19 protein-coding genes are annotated in these 17,357 nt (G+C 65.1%); 7 read left to right on the forward strand and 12 right to left on the reverse strand.

Annotated features, from left to right (window positions below; translation table 11 throughout):
* Positions 1 to 134 precede the first annotated feature (134 nt).
* Positions 135 to 716, forward strand: a complete 582-nt coding sequence (locus AC27IO_RS03230) for a superoxide dismutase (RefSeq protein WP_272569080.1) — start codon at positions 135 to 137, stop codon at positions 714 to 716.
* 95 nt (positions 717 to 811) lie between these two features.
* Here the strand turns inward: AC27IO_RS03230 and AC27IO_RS03235 are convergent, their stop codons facing one another.
* Together AC27IO_RS03235 and AC27IO_RS03240 are read right to left on the reverse strand one after the other, a co-directional pair.
* On the reverse strand, positions 812 to 1,300 hold the full coding sequence (locus tag AC27IO_RS03235; protein WP_498737299.1) for a DUF192 domain-containing protein: 489 nt from the start codon (positions 1,298 to 1,300) through the stop codon (positions 812 to 814).
* A gap of 130 nt (positions 1,301 to 1,430) precedes the next feature.
* Complete coding sequence (locus AC27IO_RS03240; protein ID WP_372588240.1) at positions 1,431 to 1,565, reverse strand: hypothetical protein; 135 nt, start codon at positions 1,563 to 1,565, stop codon at positions 1,431 to 1,433.
* Positions 1,566 to 1,848: 283 nt separating this feature from the next.
* Here AC27IO_RS03240 and icd point away from each other — a divergent pair, with 283 nt between their 5' ends.
* Positions 1,849 to 3,108: an NADP-dependent isocitrate dehydrogenase gene (gene icd / locus AC27IO_RS03245; protein WP_498737262.1), complete on the forward strand. Its 1,260-nt coding sequence runs from the start codon at positions 1,849 to 1,851 to the stop codon at positions 3,106 to 3,108.
* Between the two features lie 128 nt (positions 3,109 to 3,236).
* Here the strand turns inward: icd and AC27IO_RS03250 are convergent, their stop codons facing one another.
* The 10 genes from AC27IO_RS03250 to AC27IO_RS03295 all read right to left on the reverse strand — a co-directional run bounded on the left by AC27IO_RS03250 (position 3,237) and on the right by AC27IO_RS03295 (position 12,591).
* Positions 3,237 to 4,556, reverse strand: coding sequence for a S8 family serine peptidase (locus AC27IO_RS03250; protein ID WP_498737264.1), 1,320 nt, complete (start codon positions 4,554 to 4,556; stop codon positions 3,237 to 3,239).
* Positions 4,553 to 5,230 (reverse strand): anti-sigma factor family protein, encoded by a 678-nt coding sequence (locus tag AC27IO_RS03255; RefSeq protein WP_498737266.1) that lies wholly within the window; start codon positions 5,228 to 5,230, stop codon positions 4,553 to 4,555. Before AC27IO_RS03255 ends, AC27IO_RS03250 begins: the two co-directional genes overlap by 4 nt.
* A gap of 9 nt (positions 5,231 to 5,239) precedes the next feature.
* The gene (locus tag AC27IO_RS03260; RefSeq protein WP_498737268.1) at positions 5,240 to 5,818 is read right to left on the reverse strand and encodes an RNA polymerase sigma factor; all 579 of its coding nucleotides are present in this window, start codon (positions 5,816 to 5,818) and stop codon (positions 5,240 to 5,242) included.
* Between the two features lie 85 nt (positions 5,819 to 5,903).
* The gene (locus AC27IO_RS03265; RefSeq protein ID WP_498737270.1) at positions 5,904 to 6,614 is read right to left on the reverse strand and encodes a TorF family putative porin; all 711 of its coding nucleotides are present in this window, start codon (positions 6,612 to 6,614) and stop codon (positions 5,904 to 5,906) included.
* Positions 6,615 to 6,641: 27 nt separating this feature from the next.
* Positions 6,642 to 7,976 carry an enolase C-terminal domain-like protein gene (locus tag AC27IO_RS03270; RefSeq protein ID WP_498737272.1) on the reverse strand — a complete coding sequence of 445 codons (1,335 nt, stop codon included), beginning with the start codon at positions 7,974 to 7,976 and terminating at the stop codon, positions 6,642 to 6,644.
* Between the two features lie 48 nt (positions 7,977 to 8,024).
* On the reverse strand, positions 8,025 to 8,993 hold the full coding sequence (locus tag AC27IO_RS03275; RefSeq protein WP_498737274.1) for a 2-hydroxyacid dehydrogenase: 969 nt from the start codon (positions 8,991 to 8,993) through the stop codon (positions 8,025 to 8,027).
* Positions 8,994 to 9,125: 132 nt separating this feature from the next.
* On the reverse strand, positions 9,126 to 9,581 hold the full coding sequence (locus tag AC27IO_RS03280; RefSeq protein WP_498737276.1) for a nuclear transport factor 2 family protein: 456 nt from the start codon (positions 9,579 to 9,581) through the stop codon (positions 9,126 to 9,128).
* A gap of 103 nt (positions 9,582 to 9,684) precedes the next feature.
* The gene (kdgD, locus tag AC27IO_RS03285; RefSeq protein WP_498737278.1) at positions 9,685 to 10,596 is read right to left on the reverse strand and encodes a 5-dehydro-4-deoxyglucarate dehydratase; all 912 of its coding nucleotides are present in this window, start codon (positions 10,594 to 10,596) and stop codon (positions 9,685 to 9,687) included.
* A 42-nt stretch (positions 10,597 to 10,638) separates the two neighbouring features.
* Positions 10,639 to 11,610, reverse strand: a complete 972-nt coding sequence (locus tag AC27IO_RS03290; protein WP_272547750.1) for a Bug family tripartite tricarboxylate transporter substrate binding protein — start codon at positions 11,608 to 11,610, stop codon at positions 10,639 to 10,641.
* A 153-nt stretch (positions 11,611 to 11,763) separates the two neighbouring features.
* Complete coding sequence (locus tag AC27IO_RS03295) at positions 11,764 to 12,591, reverse strand: FadR/GntR family transcriptional regulator (protein WP_284428461.1); 828 nt, start codon at positions 12,589 to 12,591, stop codon at positions 11,764 to 11,766.
* Between the two features lie 65 nt (positions 12,592 to 12,656).
* Here AC27IO_RS03295 and AC27IO_RS03300 point away from each other — a divergent pair, with 65 nt between their 5' ends.
* The 5 genes from AC27IO_RS03300 (at position 12,657) to AC27IO_RS03320 (ending at position 17,346) form a co-directional block, all read left to right on the forward strand.
* Entirely contained in the window at positions 12,657 to 13,469 is an 813-nt protein-coding gene (locus AC27IO_RS03300) for an NAD-dependent epimerase/dehydratase family protein (protein ID WP_272569096.1), read from the forward strand.
* A 5-nt stretch (positions 13,470 to 13,474) separates the two neighbouring features.
* The gene (locus tag AC27IO_RS03305; RefSeq protein ID WP_498737282.1) at positions 13,475 to 14,404 is read left to right on the forward strand and encodes an SMP-30/gluconolactonase/LRE family protein; all 930 of its coding nucleotides are present in this window, start codon (positions 13,475 to 13,477) and stop codon (positions 14,402 to 14,404) included.
* A 73-nt stretch (positions 14,405 to 14,477) separates the two neighbouring features.
* Positions 14,478 to 15,449, forward strand: coding sequence for a TRAP transporter substrate-binding protein (locus AC27IO_RS03310; RefSeq protein ID WP_284401250.1), 972 nt, complete (start codon positions 14,478 to 14,480; stop codon positions 15,447 to 15,449).
* 104 nt (positions 15,450 to 15,553) lie between these two features.
* The gene (locus AC27IO_RS03315) at positions 15,554 to 16,042 is read left to right on the forward strand and encodes a TRAP transporter small permease (RefSeq protein WP_272569100.1); all 489 of its coding nucleotides are present in this window, start codon (positions 15,554 to 15,556) and stop codon (positions 16,040 to 16,042) included.
* Positions 16,043 to 16,050: 8 nt separating this feature from the next.
* A complete protein-coding gene (locus AC27IO_RS03320) occupies positions 16,051 to 17,346 on the forward strand; it encodes a TRAP transporter large permease (RefSeq protein ID WP_272569102.1) in 1,296 nt (431 codons plus the stop codon).
* The last annotated feature ends 11 nt before the right edge of the window (positions 17,347 to 17,357 follow it).

The following is a 17,357-nucleotide window of genomic DNA, read 5'->3' on the forward strand; positions in this document are numbered from 1 at the left end:
GGCGCTTTTTCTGCCATTGGCCCTCGCCTACAGCAGGCGCTGCTATTACTTTCTACAATGCCCGTTCGGACCGCGCCAGCCCCTGGAGGGCAGCGGTCCCATTCCAAGAATTTCAACCCACGAAGGACTGCACCATGGAACATACCCTGCCACCGTTGCCCTATGCGATCGACGCACTGGCGCCTCACTACAGCCAGGAAACCCTGGAATACCATCACGGCAAGCACCACAACGCCTACGTGGTGAACCTGAACAATCTGCAAAAGGGCACGGAATTCGAGAGCATGACGCTTGAGGAAATCGTGAAGAAGTCCAGTGGCGGCATCTACAACAACGCAGCCCAGATCTGGAACCACACTTTCTTCTGGAATTGCATGGCTCCCAGCGGCGGCGGCGAGCCGTCCGGCGCCCTGGCCAATGCCATCAACGCCAAGTGGGGCAGCTATGCCGCCTTCAAGGAAGCTTTCGTGAAGAGTGCCGTGGGCAACTTCGGCTCTGGATGGACGTGGCTCGTGAAGAAGGCCGACGGCAGCGTCGATATCGTGAACACCGGCGCGGCCGGCACCCCGTTGACCACGGCCGACAAGGCCCTGCTGACGGTCGACGTGTGGGAGCACGCGTACTACATCGATTACCGCAACCTGCGCCCCAAGTTCGTCGAAACCTTCTTCGACAAACTGGTGAACTGGAAATTTGCCGAAAGCAACTTCGCCTGAGCGTTCCGCGCCCAATGAAAACGGCCCTTTTGGGCCGTTTTTGTTTTGGCATGTCCCCTGTCCGTAAGGGCAGGCTTGCGGGCGTGCTCCGCCGGTCAGCGGCGGGCAAAGGGCGTGCCGGACAGTTTGAAGCCCGCCTTGATTCCCTTTTTCGAGAACCAGCCCTGGTTCATTTCCAGCACGTAACGCACCGGCTTCTCCGAGCAGTGAGAGTCCTCGGTCTGCGGCTTCATGTCCGCCAGATTGACGATGGTGCCGTCGTCCGCGACGAAAGCGGCGGTCAAGGGCAGGATCGTGTTTTTCATCCAGAAGCACTGGACGGCAGGCGCTTCGAACACGAACAGCATGCCTTCCTGCTGGGGCATCTCCTTGCGATGCATGAGGCCGATCTGCCGCTCTTGTGGAGACACCGCGACCTGCGCGTCGATGCGGTGCATGCCGGCACCCAGTTCAACGCGCTGCAGGTTCATCTGGGGTGATTCCTGGGCGCCTGCCGCCGTACAGACGGAGAGGACGAGCGCAGCCAAAAGCGGGGCAAGGGCTTTTTCAGAGCCGTCCACCGCGCGCACGAGAAAGGATTTCATCATCCGGCTTTCCATAAATGCAATGGGAATCGAAAGGGTAGCAGCCAAAGGCAAAAAAGCCCGCGGAGGCGGGCTTTTTTGGAGGGCGTCGGCGCGGGCTGACGGCCTTGCCGACGATGGTGCTTACTCTTTAGGCAGCCGTCTTGGCGTGCTTCTTGGTGGCCTTTTTGTGGGCGACCTTGTGGGCTGCCGGCTTCTTGGCCTTGGCCTTGGCGTGCGCCTTGGGGGCGGGGGCGGCTGGCTCGGCGCTGGGGGCGGAAGTCACGGCGGGGGTTGCCGGTGCGGCTGGCGTTGCGCCTTGTGCAAAAGCACCAGCGGCGAACAGACCAGCAACCAGGACAGCGAGGAGTTTTTTCATATATGCCAATTCCTTGAAGAGGTTCGGATGGGAGCCGCGCGAAGTGCCGCGAAGCACCTCCACAACGGCGCCGTCACGGGGGCCGTTGACAGGAAATATGTGATTTTTTTAAGGCTTAGAATTGCTGGCTGTACCGCGTTTGCCTAACCAGCTGAAGCCCCTTCATCGTTTCACCGGAGAGACCCGTTCAATGAGCAGCTACCAGCACATCAAGGTGCCAGCCGAAGGCCAGAAAATCACCGTCAACGCCGACATGTCATTGAACGTGCCGGATCAGCCCATCATTCCGTACATCGAGGGCGACGGCACTGGTTTCGATATCACGCCCGTGATGCTCAAGGTCGTGGACGCTGCCGTGGCAAAGGCCTATGGTGGCAAGAAGAAGATCCATTGGATGGAAGTGTTCGCTGGCGAAAAGTCAACCAAGGTCTACGGCCCCGACGTGTGGCTGCCGGAAGAGACGCTGCACGCCGTGCGCGACTACGTGGTGTCCATCAAGGGCCCGTTGACCACGCCCGTGGGCGGTGGCATCCGTTCGCTGAACGTCGCGCTGCGCCAGGAGTTGGACCTGTATGTCTGTCTGCGCCCCATCCAGTATTTCAAGGGCGTGCCCTCGCCGGTCAAGGAGCCCGAAAAGACCAACATGGTGATTTTCCGCGAGAACTCGGAAGACATCTACGCCGGGATCGAGTTTGAAGCCGAGTCCGAAAAGGCCAAAAAGCTCATCAAGATCCTGCAGGAAGAGTTCGGCGTCAAGAAAATCCGTTTTCCCGACACTTCCGGCATTGGTGTCAAACCCGTGTCCCGCCAAGGCACCGAGCGACTGGTGCGCAAGGCGATCCAGTATGCCATCGACAATGACAAGCCCAGCGTGACCATCGTGCACAAGGGCAACATCATGAAGTTCACCGAAGGTGGCTTCCGTGACTGGGCCTACGCGCTGGCGGCAAAGGAATTCGGTGCCGAGCTGATCGACGGCGGCCCCTGGATGAAGTTCAAGAACTCCAAGACGGGCAAGGACATCACCATCAAGGACAGCATTGCGGACGCCTTCCTGCAGCAGATCCTGTTGCGCCCCGCCGAGTACAGCGTGGTGGCCACGCTCAACCTGAACGGCGACTACATCTCTGACGCGCTGGCGGCCCAGGTGGGCGGCATTGGCATCGCTCCTGGCGCCAATCTGTCCGATACGGTGGCGATGTTCGAAGCCACGCACGGCACCGCGCCGAAGTATGCCGGCAAGGACTATGTGAATCCCGGCTCTGAAATCCTGTCGGCCGAAATGATGCTGCGTCACATGGGCTGGACGGAAGCTGCCGACCTGATCATCCGGTCCATCGAGAAGTCGATCGCCAGCAAGAAGGTCACCTATGACTTCGCCCGTCTCATGGAAGGCGCGACGCAAGTGAGCTGCTCTGGCTTTGGCCAGGTCATGATCGACAACATGTAATCACTTGGGCGGGTGCCGAGAGGCATCGGCTTACTGGTGCGGAAACCCTCGAAGTCCTGTCCGGATTTGGAGGGTTTTCTTTTGGCCAGGGCGCGTTTCTGGCAGATGAATGGCTGGTCGGTGGCTGGTCAGCGTTTTGCCAGCCGCTGGCCTTGGTTCGGCAGGGATTCCAGCGCCCGCTCGGCATTGACCATCCATGGCCTGCCCACACTTTTTTCGCTGTCCAGCAGGAGGTTCTTAATGGTCGTGAGGTCGAGTTGCGGGGCGCTGGATTGGAGCAATGCAATCATCCCGCTCACGTGGGCCGCAGCCATCGAAGAGCCTGTGGCGAAGTCGTAACGCCCCTGGGGCTGCAGCGTGAGCACGTCTTTTCCGGGCGCAGCCAGAACACCCTTGGCCGCCAGATTGGCGTTGTCGGCCATTCCCACGACGATCACGCCGGGCACGCCGGCAGGAAAACCCGTGCGCTCTCCGTTGGACGGAAGCGCGGCGACCACCGCACGGCCCTGTTTGACCAGTTGGCCCAGCAGCGTGCCGAGCAACGGATCCTCAGGGCCTCCCAGGCTCATGTTGATGGTGCGCGCATCGGACGACATCACGGCCACGAGCGCCTTGGCGAGAGTGAACGAATTGCAGCGTGCGCCGGCTGCTGGCTGATGTGCCGGATACCAGCAGGCTTTGTAGAGGCTCACCTTTGCCTCGGGTGCGACACCGACGATGCCCTGCAGGTTGTTGCCCGCCGCGGCGATGATGCCCGCGACCTGGGTACCGTGCTGATCTTGCTGAAAGCCCACGGCATTTTCATCGACGAGGTTGTAGGCGGCATCGATCTGCCCGCGCAACTCCGGATGCTCCGTCTGCGCGCCCGTGTCGATCACGGCAATGTGCGCTCCTTTGCCGGTGCTGAGCTTGTGCGCCCGTGCCACCTGCATGTCCACAAAGCCCTGTTGCAAGGGCATGTAGGGGTCGTTGTAGGCCACGGCTGAAGTCTCCGGCTCGGGGCTTGCGTTGACCGAAAAGTCCTGCAGGGGCTGCGCCAGTTGCACGCGGGCATCGCGCGAAAGCGCGTGCAGCAGCGCGTCGCGGGACGCGGTGGCGCTGATCTCGAACACCACGCAGTGCGCATTCATCGGCGGGATTGGCCAGGCAGTCACTTCCCGCAGGCCGTAGTCCACGGCGATGGCCTGGACTGTCCTTGCCGCGCGGTTGCCCATGGTGTAGCGCGGCGGGGCGCCGTAGCTGGAAAGGCTGGTGCCCGCGCGGCCCGGTACATGTTCCAGCGGATTGGGAACCGCCACGATGATGTAGCGGGTGCTGTCGGCACGCATGCCCGCCTCACCGGAGGGCTGCAGCGTCCTAGCGTCGGGAGGGGGGTCCGCCGGCACGCTGCTGCAACCGGACAGTGTGCATGCCAGCAGCAAGGCCGCAGTCAGAAGACGGGTGGTCATGGCGGGCCTCCGATGGGTTCGACCATCTGCATTCCCGGGGTGCTCCGCAGCCGCTCCAGGGCCTGGGTATTTGATTGGCGCATGTCTTTCGCAGACACCGCATAAGCCCCCATCGCGTTGGGACCACTGACCACCTGCAGGTTCAGCGAATCCAGCAACGCCTTCCAGTCTGCCAGCGTGATGCGTCCATCGGGAACGACGCGGATGGCGTTTGGCTGGCCAACGGCCGCAATGCCCGGGGCTGGGGGGCTGCTCAATGTCTGGAACGCCGATGGTTCCTGTTCGGACAAGCGATGTCCCATGAAGGCCAAGGCAACGGCTTGCAAAACGGCGAAGGTGGCCAGTGCATAGGTGAGCCGGCCACCGTGCCGGCGTGCACCTGCCATGGGTTTAGGTAGCGGTTGATCGCAAAGGGCGTCCATTTCGATGCGCTCCAGCAGTTTGGCCAGGCCCGCCTGTTCATCGGGCATGCGCCTGGGGGCCAATGCCATGGCGGCCTGCACCTGCTGCTGCGTCTGGAGTTCGTCCCGGCAGTCGGCGCACTGTGCCAGGTGCTTTTCCACTTCCGCACGCTGTTCATCGCTGGCACGGCCATTGACGATCCAGGGCAGGGCCTCCTGGGTCAGTAGATGGGAGCGGTCCTGGCTTGGGGAATCAGGAAAACGGGAGGGCATGGTGCAATCCTATTGAGCGGTGCTGCGGGTGGCCAAGGCCGGCAGCAAGTTGCGCAGCTTCACTCGCGCGTGGAACATGCGCGCTTTGACGGTTCCGACGGGTGACTGGGTGATGACGGCGATTTCTTCCAGCGAATGCCCGCCGGCATAGGCTAGTTCCAGTACCAGCCGCTGGTCCACCGAGAGCCGCTCCATGCCCTTGTCCAGCCAGTTGCGCAGTTCTCTCGCTTCGCCGGGGTCAGTGGCCAGATTGGGCTGGACTTCCAGATCGTCGTCCGCAATGGAGAGCATGTCCGTCCCCCCGGCCTGCCGCAGGGCCTTGAGCCCGCAGCGATAGGCGATGCCCATGATCCAAGTGGAGACTTTCGACTCTTCACGGAAACTGCCCGCTTTTTGCCAGACGATCCAGAAGCAATCGTTGATGACCTCTTCGATCAGGTCGGACCGGCGGGTCAGGCGGGTCAGAAACTGGCAGAGCCGGCGGTGGTACGCCCGGTACAGTGCTGCCAGGGCCGCGCGATCGCCGGACGCGATGCCATGCAGCAGTTCGAGATCGGCTGAATCGTCGGGAAAGGAGAGGGCAGCCATGGCGTAGAAGCGGGCGGATGAGCGTCTTGGAAGGTGGAATCTTGCGACGTGTGTGCCTGCAATGCACCAAAAGGTTGCGGATGCTTCAAAAAGAACGGGCCCACATGAACGACCAGTGGCCTGCAGTGTTGCCGGGGGACAACGGTCGGGCCCGACTGTCGGTTGCCAAATAGCTGAGTGAGGCGCGCCAGGGGCCTTGGCGCCAGGCGGCGCCGACGCTGCCATACGCATAACGGTCTTGCGGGCGGACCTCGGCCAGCCCGATGGTGCCCGTCAAGGAAAATTGCTCGTCGATCGGTAGCCGACCGCCCAGATCCACGGCCCACCGCATGGGCCGGGCGGCATTCCGGGTGTGGGGATATCGAAATACCGACGCACCTGCCGTGATCAGATCGCGATAGCTGAAGCTCAGGGCCGTTTCCAGCCGGTCCAGCAACTGGGCGGTGGGGTTGTCCGGATAGGCGTAGTACTGGGTGACGGCTTGGTACTGCCAGTCATTGGACAGCACACCGTCGTAGGCGAGGCGGACGATCGCCCGGCCGTAGCGGCGGCCGTTGGTCTGCATTCCCAGTACGGCGCCGGCCGACCATCCCGTCGCATCGTAGAGCGTGAGCAGCCCCTGGACGATGGGGCGCTTGATGGGCGTCTGGAAACCCCGTTCGGTAAGGTCGCTGCTGACGGCGATTTCACCGGTGACATCACGGGTCTGCGCGCCGCAGCCGGCTGTTGCTCCCAAAAAGATCCAGGGCAGCAGGCTTCGGGCGGTGTTGTCAGGCCATGCGTGTGAAAAAGGCATGACAGCAGTTTAGGCCAGCCTTGCGGGTCAGCGAACGAGGCAAGGGCGCTTGGGATCGAACTTCCAGCCGGCGTGAAGGTGCTGCATCGCGATGCTGTCGTCGCGTGCGCCCAGCCCATGCTGAAGATAGAGCTGGTGCGCGCGCTCCACGGCCGCCATGTCGAGCTGAACGCCCAGGCCCGGGGTGGTCGGCACGGTCACATGCCCGTCCACGATCTGCAGCGGCGATTGGGTCAGGCCCTGGCCATCCTGCCAGATCCAGTGGGTGTCGATGGCCGTGACCTTGCCCGGGGCCGCAGCCGCCACATGCGTGAACATGGCCAGCGACACGTCGAAATGGTTGTTGGAGTGCGAACCCCAGGTCAGGCCCCAGTCGCGGCAGGTCTGGGCCACGCGCACCGAGCCGGCCATGGTCCAGAAGTGCGGGTCGGCCAGTGGAATGTCGACCGACTGGAGCGAGAGCGCATGCACCATCTGGCGCCAGTCGGTGGCCACCATGTTGGTGGCCGTGGGCAACCCGGTGGCGCGGCGGAACTCGGCCATGATCTCGCGGCCCGAAAAGCCGTCTTCGGCACCGCAGGGGTCTTCCGCATAGGCGAGCACGCCGTGCAGGTCCCGGCACAGGCGAACGGCGTCCTTGAGCAGCCAGCCGCCGTTGGGGTCGAGGGTGACGCGCGCCTTGGGAAAGCGCTCATGCAGCGCCCGAATGGCCAGGACTTCGTCCTCGCCGCGCAGCACGCCTCCCTTGAGCTTGAAGTCGTTGAAACCATAGCGTGCGTGCGCGGCCTCGGCCTGGCGCACGATGGTCTCGGGCGTGAGGGCCTGCAGATGGCGCACGCGGCTCCAATCGCTCTCGGTGGCATCCACATCCTGGGCGCGCACGTAGGGCAGATCGGTTTGGCCGGCATCGCCCACGAAGAACAGGTAGCCCAGCATTTCCACGCGGTCGCGCTGCTGGCCTTCTCCGAGCAGTGCGGCCACCGGCACGCCCAGGTGCTGGCCCAGCAAGTCGAGCAAGGCCGACTCCACGGCGGTGACGGCGTGGATGGCGATGCGCAGGTCGAACGTCTGCAGGCCGCGTCCGCCGCTGTCGCGCCCTGCGAGGGCGGCCTGCACCTGCTGCAGCAGCGCCAGGTGGTTGCCCACCGGCTGCCCGACGAGCAGGGGCCGGACATCTTCCAGGGCCTGCCGGATCTTTTCGCCGCCCGGCACTTCGCCGACCCCGGTGCGCCCGGCACTGTCGGTGAGGATGAACAGGTTGCGCGTGAAGAACGGGGCGTGCGCGCCGCTCAGGTTGAGCAGCATGCCGTCGCGCCCGGCGACCGGAATGACGCGGACTTCGGTGACGGTGGGGGTGTGCATGGCAGTGGGCATGGGTGTGGCTTCGGAGAGTGGCGGAGCGAAGTGGGTTCAAGCCGTCCCGGTGCTGGGCACCGGGGCGCGGACAGCACCCGTGGCGTAGAAGGCGTGCAGGTTGTCCAGCACCATGTCGGCCATGGCGCGGCGGGTTTCATGGGTGGCACTGGCGGTGTGCGGTGTCAGGACCACGTTGTCCAGCGCCAGCAGCGCGGCTGGTACCGATGGTTCGTTTTCGAACACGTCGAGGCCCGCGCCCGCGATGCGGCGTTCTGCCAGGGCGTCGATCAGGGCGGCCTCATCGACCACGCTGCCCCGTGCCACGTTGATCAGAAAACCTCGGGGGCCAAGGGCCTCCAGCACGGCGCGATCGACCAGATGGCGGGTTTCCGCCCCTCCGGTCACGGTCAGCACCAGGTAGTCGGCCCATCGGGCCAGTTCCAGCAACGAGTCGAAATAGGGCAGGGCGGACTGGGCGCTGGGCCGGCGATTGTGGTAGCCGACCTCCATGCGAAAGCCCGAGGCCCGTTCGGCCACGGCCTGCCCGATGCGGCCCATGCCGACGAGCCCCAGGCGCTTGCTGGACACCCGGGTCTGGGGTGCGAACCGGGCGGTGGTCCAGTCGCCGCGCCGCACGAAGCGGTCGCTGGCGCTGACGCCGCGCGACACATCCAGCAGCAGGGCAAACGCCAGGTCGGCCACGCAATCGTTCAAGACGCCGGGCGTGTAGCCCACCTGGATGCCCCGCGCGCTGGCCGCTGCGATGGCCAGCGCGTCGAACCCCACGCCGAAGCTGCTGATGACCCGCAATCTCGGCAAGGCATCGATCACCTCCCGTTTCAGGCCAATGGAGGCGGAGGTGACCACGCCCGTGAAGTCGGCGCCGCGTTCGGCAAGGAACGCGGCGGGATCGGGTTGGTCGGACAGGCAAACGATGTCGAACTGCGCAGCCAGGTCGGCTTCGAGCGCCGGCAGGGGCAGGCGGGCGATTTGCAGGAGGCGGGGCCGGGGTGTGGTGCTCATGGGCGGGGATGGTACGGCGGCGCATCCAGGGCCTTGGGGTGCAGGCCGGTGTGTGAAAGCGGTCGCAGGGAGCAAAAAGGATTCGAAGCCCCACGAGAAAGCCGCACGCGCGGCCTCCTCGTCGGGGGGGAATCAGGGCGCTGCGCGGACGGCCTGGCGGGCCAGCAGCTTCCAATCGGCGCCTTGCTTTTGCCAGACGCCCAGGATCTTGATCTGCACCTTGCCGGGCTTGCCCGAATCGTTGGTATCGGCCGTCAGGGTGTGGCGGACGATGGCCACGTCGCCGACCACCTTGATGGTCTGGTCGCTGATGACGATGGTGACGAAGTCGGACTTGCCGTCGAGCAGGTCGCTGATGAAGCTGGCCTTGGTGTCCACCCGGCCTCCCGAGTGGCCATAGCTCAGGTCGTCGGCCACGAACTGGTTCAGCGCGGCGGGGGTCGGGTCGATCATGGCGATCCGCAGGCGCTCGGCCGCGGTGGCGACCGACTGCGGCGCATCGGCGGCGCCGGCCGGTGCCGTGGCGCAGCCGCCCAGGGCCAGCAGGGTGACGGCCGTGGCCGCCGCAAGGAACAGTTTCTTGTACATCTCTTGTCTCCGTTGTGGTGTGGTTTTATGGATGCCCCGTGCGGATGGCTTGACCCACCGGCGCCCGTGCACGGCCGGGCGCCGGATCTTCAGCCGCGGCGCCTTATTGCGGGCCGAGCTTGTCGATGAGTGTCTTGAGTTCCTGCATTTCGCCGGGCTTGAGGTCCGTGAGCGGGGCGCGCACGGGGCCGGCGTCGTGGCCGACGATCTTCGCGCCGGCCTTGACGATGCTGACGGCATAGCCGGCCATGCGGTTGCGCAGTTCGAGGTAAGGCATGAAGAACTCGCGCAGCAGGTGGTGCTGCGTCGCCAGATCGTCGTTGGCCACGGCCTTGTAGAAGTCCATCGCCGTCTTGGGGATGAAGTTGAACACGGCCGACGAATACACCGGCGTGCCCAGTGCCTTGTAGGCCGCGGCATACACCTCGGCAGTCGGCAGGCCACCCAGGTAAGCGAAGCGGTCGCCCATCTTCATGTAGATGGAGTTCATCAGTTCGATGTCGCCCACGCCGTCCTTGAAGCCCACCAGGTTGGCGTTGCGCTCGGCCAGGCGTGCCAGCGTTTCGGGGGTGAAGCGGCTCTGGCCGCGGTTGTAGACGATCACGCCGAACTTCACGCTCTTGCACACCTCTTCGACGTGCGCGGCCAGGCCTTCCTGGCCGGCTTCCGTCAGGTAGTGCGGCAGCAGCAGGATGCCGTGGGCGCCGGCCTTCTCGGCCGCCTGGGCGCACTGGATGGCAAAGCGGGTGGGACCGCCGGCGCCGGCGATGATCGGCACCTTGCCGCGGCAGGTGTCCACGGCGGTCTTGATGATGCCGGGATACTCGTCCGCCGTGAGCGAGAAGAACTCACCCGTGCCGCCTGCCGCGAACAAGGCGCTGGCACCGTAGGGGGCCAGCCATTCCAGGCGCTCCGCGTAGCCCTTGGCGTTGAATTGGCCCTGGGCGTCGAAGTCCGTGAGCGGGAACGACAGGAGGCCGGAGCCCATGATGGTCTTGAGTTCTTGAGGTTGCATGGCGGTACGGGGTAGTGGGTGGAAAAAGGGAAAAGTGAAAAATCAGTCGAGTCGGATCTGCGCCGCCGACACCACACTGGCCCAGCGTGCGCGCTCCTTCTCGAAGAACTTGTCTTGCTCGGCGGAGGCCATGGTCACGACCTCGGCGCCCTGGCCCGCGAGGCGGGAGCGGATTTCCGGCGTGCGGATGACGGAGATGAGGGCCGTGTTCAGGCGCTGCACGATCGGATCGGGCGTGCCGCGCGGCACGAGGATGCCTTGCCAGGTGCCGGACTCGAAGCCGGGGATGCCCTGCTCGGCAATGGTGGGCACATCGGCCAGCAGCGGCATGCGCGTGGCCTTGGACAGCGCCAGCACCTTGAGCTTGCCGCTTTGCACGTGGGGCAGGGTGGCGAGCATGCCGTTCATCAGCACCTGGGTCTGGCCGGCCATGGTGTCCTGGATGGCGGTCACGCCGCCCTTGTAAGGCACATATTGCCAGCGGGCGCCACTGGCGCGCTCCAGCGCCACGCCGGCCAGGTGCGGTGCGCTGCCCGTGGCGGTGACGGCGAAATTCAGGTCGGCCGTCTTGGACAGGGCGATCAGTTCCTTCAGGTTGTTGGCGGGCACGGACGGGTGCACCACCAGCATGTGCGGCGAGTAGGCCAGCATGGTCGCGCCACGCAGGTCCTTGGAGGGGTTGAATGGTAGCTTGGTATAGACCGAGGGGCTGATGGCCAGCGCCCCCACGTCGCACAGCAGCATGGTGTAGCCGTCGGGCTGGGCCTTGGCGACGAAGTCGGCGCCCAGGTTGCCGTTGGCGCCGGGCTTGTTTTCCACGATGACGTTCTGCTTGAGCAGGTCCGACAGCGGCTGGCTGATGGCGCGCGCAATGATGTCCGAACTGCCGCCGGGCGGGTAGGGCACGATGAGTCGCAACGTTTTGGTGGGCCAATTGGCGGTCTGGCCCATGGCCGTGGTGCTGGCCAGGGCGGCGGCACCATAGACCATGGCGTGGCGGCGGTTCAAAGTCATTGCATGTCTCCTTGCTTGGGTTGGGTCACTTTTTGTTGTACGTCATCATACAACTTAAAAATGGCAAGACACAAGCGCCGGAGGATGCTTTTCCGCGGCTCTTCGGGTTAACGATGACCCGCGCTGCCCGGCCTTTGGGCGAGTGGCTGGGTTTCAGGCTTCGGGTGTGGCGGCGGGGGCTTGCACCGGAGCCGGCGGTGTTTTGGCCGCCTCCTGCGCCAAGCGCAGGCGCTCGCGGCTGTTGGTGAGGTGGATGCGCATGGCCGCGCGCGCCGACTCGGGGTCCTTGCGGGCGATGGCCGAATAGATCTCTTCGTGCTCGCGGTTCACCCGGCTCAGGTATTCGTGGCCCCGCACTGCGTTGCGGATGCCCGAGATGCGGGTGCGCGGAATCAGCGTGGTGCCCAGGTGGTTCATGATGTCGGCGAAGTACGGGTTGCCCGTCGCCTCGGCGATCTGCAGGTGAAAGCGGAAGTCGTGCCCCACCGTGTCGCCGCCCATGGCCACGTTGCGCTCGAAGTCGTCCAGCGCCTGTCGCATGGCCTGCAGGTGCGTTTCGCTGCGGCGCATGGCCGCAAGGCCGGCCGACTCGGTTTCCAGGCTGATGCGCAGTTCCAGCACGGCCAGAACGTCCACCGACGCCGTGAGTTCGGACGGGTCCAGGCGGAACACGCCGCCGGCGCGCGGGGGCAGAACGAAGGTGCCGATGCCGTGCCGTGTTTCCACCAGGCCGGCGGCCTGGAGCTTGGACAGGGCCTCGCGCACCACGGTGCGGCTCACGTCGTGGGCGCGCATGATTTCCGATTCGGTGGGCAGCTTGTCGCCCGGCGTCAGCAGCCGGTCGCGGATCTTTCCAGAGAAGTCTTCCACCACGGCGTTGGCCAGTCCGCGGGCGCGCCGGACCGGGGCCGGGGACAGGTTCGGGGCCGTTGATTCGGTGGGGGCGGGGTATGCGGGTAATCCCTTTATCGGTGCGGCCATGGCGGTGATGATAATCGCTGAACGTTGTATGACAACATATGACAAATACTAGCCAGAGGAGCTTCATGAGCCAGCCGTCCCGTTTACCCCGTCTTCTTTTGACCGGCGCCGCAGGCGGCCTGGGCCAGGTGTTGCGCGAAAGATTGCGCCCGTATGCCGAGGTGCTGCGGCTGTCCGACATCTCCACCCTGGCCCCTTCGCGTGGCCCCGATGAAGAAGTAGTGCCCTGCGATCTGGCCGACAAGGCTGCGGTGGACGCGCTGGTGGCCGGCTGCGACGCCATCGTGCACCTGGGCGGGGTATCGGTCGAGCGGCCCTTCGAGCAGATCCTGGAAGCCAACATCAAGGGCGTGTTCCACATCTACGAGGGCGCGCGTCGCCACGGCGTGCGCCGCGTGGTATTCGCCAGCTCTAACCATGTGACGGGCTTTTACCGCCAGGACGAGCGCATCGACGCCAACGCGCGCCGCCGGCCCGACGGCTATTACGGCCTGTCCAAGTCGTTCGGCGAAGACATGGCGAGCTTCTATTTCGACCGCTACGGCATCGAGACGGTGAGCCTGCGCATCGGCTCCTCGTTCCCTGCGCCGCGCGACCGCCGCATGATGAGCTCCTGGCTGAGCTACGACGACCTCACCCAGCTCGTCGAAAAGGCCCTGTTCACCCCGGACGTGGGCCACACCGTGGTGTATGGCGCCTCCGCCAACCGCGATCTGTGGTGGGACAACCATGCGGCAGCGCACCTGGGATTCACGCCCAAGGACAGCTCCGAACCCTTTCGTGCCCAGGTCGAGGCCCAGCCCGCACCCGCGCCGACCGACCCGGCCGCCATCTACCAGGGCGGGGCCTTCACGGCCCAGGGCCCGTTCGAAGGATGACCGCCGTGAACGCCAGCGCGGAACTGGTGCTGGATGCGCGCTGCGCGACGGGCGAGAGCCCGGTGTGGCGCGCTGCCGGGCAGGCGCTGTACTGGGCCGACATTCCCCAGGGCGTGCTGCACCGCTGGTCCGCGCAGACCGGCGAGCAGGCGCAGTGGAAGGCCCCCGAGATGGTCGCCTGCATCGCTCCCTGGGCCGGGCAGCCCGGTCGATGGCTTGCCGGTTTGGAAAGCGGCTGGTTCCAGCTCGACCTGCCGCCGGGCGGTGCCGCATCCGGCCCGCTGCAGGCGCAGCGCCTGGCCACGGCCGACCACGCCCGGGCGGGCATGCGCTTCAACGACGGCCGCTGTGACCGCCAGGGCCGGTTCATCGCCGGCACCATGCTGCAGGACATGGGCGCCGCCGCCCGCGTGGGCAAGGTGTACCGGTTCGGTGCGCAGGAGCTGGCGGCCGGCGCAGGCACCGACCTGGCGCTGGGCGATTTGATCGTGCCCAACGGCATCGCTTTCAGCCCCGACGGGCGCACGATGTACCTGTCCGATTCGCACCCCCAGGTGCAGGCGATCTGGGCCTTCGACTACGACACCGAGACCGGCGCGCCGAGCCGCCGGCGCCTGTTCGCCGACATGAATCCGCTGCCGGGGCGCCCCGATGGCGCGGCGATCGATGTGGATGGCGGCTACTGGATCTGTGGCAACGACGCGGGCCTGGTGCACCGCTTCACCCCCGATGGCCGGCTCGACCGTTCCCTGGCCGTGCCGGTGAAAAAGCCCGCCATGTGCGCCTTTGGCGGTCCGCAGCTCGACACGCTGTACGTCACCTCCATCCGCCCCGCAGGCGTGGACCTGTCGGACCAGCCGTTGGCCGGCGGTGTCTTCGCATTGCGCCCGGGTACGCAGGGCGTGCCGGAGCCAGAATTCACCGCCCCTGTCTGAACGGGGCCGGGGTCCCTCTACCGATTTCTCCCCCAAAACGTATTTCCAACAGCAAAAGAGACGAGGCAGACAAATGAAATTCCTGAAGACCACCCTGGCCACCCTGGCCGCGCTCACACTGGGCTTCGGCGCCGCGCAGGCGACCGAGCTGCGCTCCGCGGACATCCACCCTGACGACTACCCGACCGTGACGGCGGTCAAGTTCATGGGCGAGCGCCTGAAAGCCCTGTCGGGCGGCAAGCACACCATCAAGGTGTTCAACAACGGCGCCCTGGGCAGCGAGAAGGACACCATCGAGCAGGCCAAGATCGGCGCGCTGCAGCTGGTGCGCATCAACATCGGCGCGATGAACAACATCTGCCCCGAGACCGTGGTGCCCACGATGCCGTTCCTGTTCCGCTCGGTCGAGCATCTGCACAAGGTGCTGGACGGCCCGATCGGCGAGGAAATCCTCAAGGCCTGCGAAAAGCAGGGCTTCGTGGGCCTGGCCTACTACGACAGCGGCGCCCGCTCGATGTTCACCGCCAAGAAGCCCGTGCGCAGCTTCGCCGACATGAAGGGCCTGAAAGTGCGCGTGCAGCAGTCCGACCTGTGGGTGTCGATGCTGGAGGCCATGGGCGCCAACGCCACCCCCATGCCCATGGGCGAGGTGTACACGGGCCTCAAGACCGGCCTGATCGACGCGGCCGAGAACAACTACCCCACGTACGAGAGCTCGCGTTCGTTCGAGGTGGCCAAGTACTACACCAAGACCGAGCACTCCATGGCCCCCGAGATGCTGCTGTTCTCCAAGCGCGCCTGGGACCGCCTGTCGCCCGAAGAGCAGGGCTGGATCCGCCAGGCCGCCAAGGAGTCGGTGCCCTACATGCGCAAGCAATGGGCCGAGCGCGAGATCAAGTCGCTGGCGACGGTGAAGGCTGGCGGTGCCGAGATCATCGAAATCGACAAGGCCCCGTTCCAGGCCGCGATGAAGCCCGTGTACGACAAGTTCATCCCGGACGCCAAGCTCAAGGACCTGGTCAAGCGCGTTCAGGACACCCAGTAAGTCCCTTTCTGCCCACTTCCTGAAGTGGGCTTTTTTTGCTCTTAAATCAATAGCATGGTGCCCTAGTGGATATTGCGCCAGGGGCCTTTTTTACTCATAACAACATGTATACCCAAATTTGCCGCACGCTCGCCCGCGTCTGCATGTGGCTGGGCATCCTCGGCCTGGTCGCAGTGATCTGCGCCGTGAGCTGGCAGGTGTTCGGACGCTATGTGCTCAACAACACGCCCACCTGGGCGGAAAGCCTGGCCCTGCTGCTGGTGATCTACGTCACCATGTTCGGCGTGGCGGTGGGCGTGCGCGATGCCGGCCACATCGGGCTCGAATCGTTCCTGGTGCTGGCGCCCGACTGGCTGCGCCTGAAGATGGAATACCTCATCCATGCGCTGGTGCTCGTGTTCGGCGCCGTGATGGCCTACAGCTGCGCGTCGCTCGCGCAGTCGGTGTGGGACTACCGGCTGCCCACGCTGTGGATCTCCGAAGGTTGGAAATACGTGCCGGCCGCGATCGCGGGCGTCCTGATCGTGATGTTCTCGATCGAACACATCATCGCGCTGGCCCAGGGCCGCGAAGTCGAACCTGCCTGGGGCTGAGAAAAACCATGACCGTGCCACTTTTGATCCTGAGCGTGTCGTTCACGCTGTTCCTGCTGCTGGGCGTGCCCGTGGCGTTTTCCATCGGCCTGTCGGCCCTGGCCACCCTGCTGTACGAAGGCCTGCCCCTGGAGGTCGGCTTCCAGCAGATGACCTCGGGCATGGGCATCTTCTCGTTCCTGGCGATTCCGTTCTTCATCTTCGCGGGCGAGCTGATGCTGTACGGCGGCATCGCCGACCGCATCGTCAACTTCGCGCGCAACCTGGTGGGCCACGTGCGCGGCGGGCTGGGCATGTCCAACGTGGTGGCCTGCACGCTGTTCGGCGGCGTCTCGGGCTCGCCGGTGGCGGACGTGTCGGCCATGGGCGCCGTGATGATCCCGATGATGAAGAAGGAGGGCTACCACGCCGACTACGCCGTCAACGTGACGACGCACGCGGCGCTGGTGGGGGCGCTCATGCCCACCAGCCACAACCTCATCATCTATTCGCTGGCGGCCGGCGGCAAGGTGTCCATCGCGGCGCTGATCCTCGCGGCGCTGATTCCCGCGCTGGTGCTCACCATCAGCAACCTGGCCGCGGCCTACCTCGTGGCCGTCAAGCGCGGCTACCCCGCGGGCACGTTCCCGGGCTGGCAGATCGTCGGGCGTTCGTTCGCCGCCGCGCTGCCGGGGCTGTTCATCGTCGTGCTGATCCTGGGGGGCATTCTTTCGGGCATCTTCACCGCCACCGAATCGGCGGCCGTGGCCGTGCTGTATGCGCTGGGCCTGACCGTGTTCCTGTACCGCACGCTGAAGTGGGAGCACTTCATCAAGGCGGCCTCGAAGGCGGTGCGCACCACGGGCGTGATCCTGCTGCTGATCGGCATCTCCAGCACCTTCGGCTACCTCATCAGCCTATACGGCGTGGCCGAACTCACGGGCCAGATGCTGTCGCAGGTGACCAGCACGCCGTGGGTGATCTTCCTGCTGATCAACATCATCCTGTTCGTGCTGGGCACGTTCCTGGACATGGCGGCCACCATCCTGCTGTGCACGCCGATCTTCCTGCCCATCGCCCAGCACTACGGCATGAGCTCGGTGCAGTTCGGCATCGTCATGCTGATCAACTGCGCGCTGGGCCTGAACACGCCGCCCGTGGGCACCACCCAGTTCGTGGGCTGCGCAATCGGCGGCGTGTCGGTGGGCACGGTGATGCGCACGATCTGGCCTTTCTACGGCGCGCTGATCTTCGCGCTGGCCCTCGTGACCTTCGTGCCAGCCTTCTCGACCTGGCTGCCCAGCATGTTCATGGTGGTCAAGTGACCCCGGAAAGA

Source organism: Acidovorax sp. KNOB132 (genome assembly GCF_057541515.1).

Coding starts and splice junctions, on each gene's coding strand:
- AC27IO_RS03230 (WP_272569080.1), top strand. CDS start 135: ATGGAACATACCCTGCCACCGTTGCCCTATGCGATCGACGCACTGGCG.
- AC27IO_RS03235 (WP_498737299.1), bottom strand. CDS start 1,300: ATGAAATCCTTTCTCGTGCGCGCGGTGGACGGCTCTGAAAAAGCCCTT.
- icd (WP_498737262.1), top strand. CDS start 1,849: ATGAGCAGCTACCAGCACATCAAGGTGCCAGCCGAAGGCCAGAAAATC.
- AC27IO_RS03250 (WP_498737264.1), bottom strand. CDS start 4,556: ATGACCACCCGTCTTCTGACTGCGGCCTTGCTGCTGGCATGCACACTG.
- AC27IO_RS03255 (WP_498737266.1), bottom strand. CDS start 5,230: ATGCCCTCCCGTTTTCCTGATTCCCCAAGCCAGGACCGCTCCCATCTA.
- AC27IO_RS03260 (WP_498737268.1), bottom strand. CDS start 5,818: ATGGCTGCCCTCTCCTTTCCCGACGATTCAGCCGATCTCGAACTGCTG.
- AC27IO_RS03265 (WP_498737270.1), bottom strand. CDS start 6,614: ATGCCTTTTTCACACGCATGGCCTGACAACACCGCCCGAAGCCTGCTG.
- AC27IO_RS03270 (WP_498737272.1), bottom strand. CDS start 7,976: ATGCACACCCCCACCGTCACCGAAGTCCGCGTCATTCCGGTCGCCGGG.
- AC27IO_RS03275 (WP_498737274.1), bottom strand. CDS start 8,993: ATGAGCACCACACCCCGGCCCCGCCTCCTGCAAATCGCCCGCCTGCCC.
- AC27IO_RS03280 (WP_498737276.1), bottom strand. CDS start 9,581: ATGTACAAGAAACTGTTCCTTGCGGCGGCCACGGCCGTCACCCTGCTG.
- kdgD (WP_498737278.1), bottom strand. CDS start 10,596: ATGCAACCTCAAGAACTCAAGACCATCATGGGCTCCGGCCTCCTGTCG.
- AC27IO_RS03290 (WP_272547750.1), bottom strand. CDS start 11,610: ATGACTTTGAACCGCCGCCACGCCATGGTCTATGGTGCCGCCGCCCTG.
- AC27IO_RS03295 (WP_284428461.1), bottom strand. CDS start 12,591: ATGGCCGCACCGATAAAGGGATTACCCGCATACCCCGCCCCCACCGAA.
- AC27IO_RS03300 (WP_272569096.1), top strand. CDS start 12,657: ATGAGCCAGCCGTCCCGTTTACCCCGTCTTCTTTTGACCGGCGCCGCA.
- AC27IO_RS03310 (WP_284401250.1), top strand. CDS start 14,478: ATGAAATTCCTGAAGACCACCCTGGCCACCCTGGCCGCGCTCACACTG.
- AC27IO_RS03315 (WP_272569100.1), top strand. CDS start 15,554: ATGTATACCCAAATTTGCCGCACGCTCGCCCGCGTCTGCATGTGGCTG.
- AC27IO_RS03320 (WP_272569102.1), top strand. CDS start 16,051: ATGACCGTGCCACTTTTGATCCTGAGCGTGTCGTTCACGCTGTTCCTG.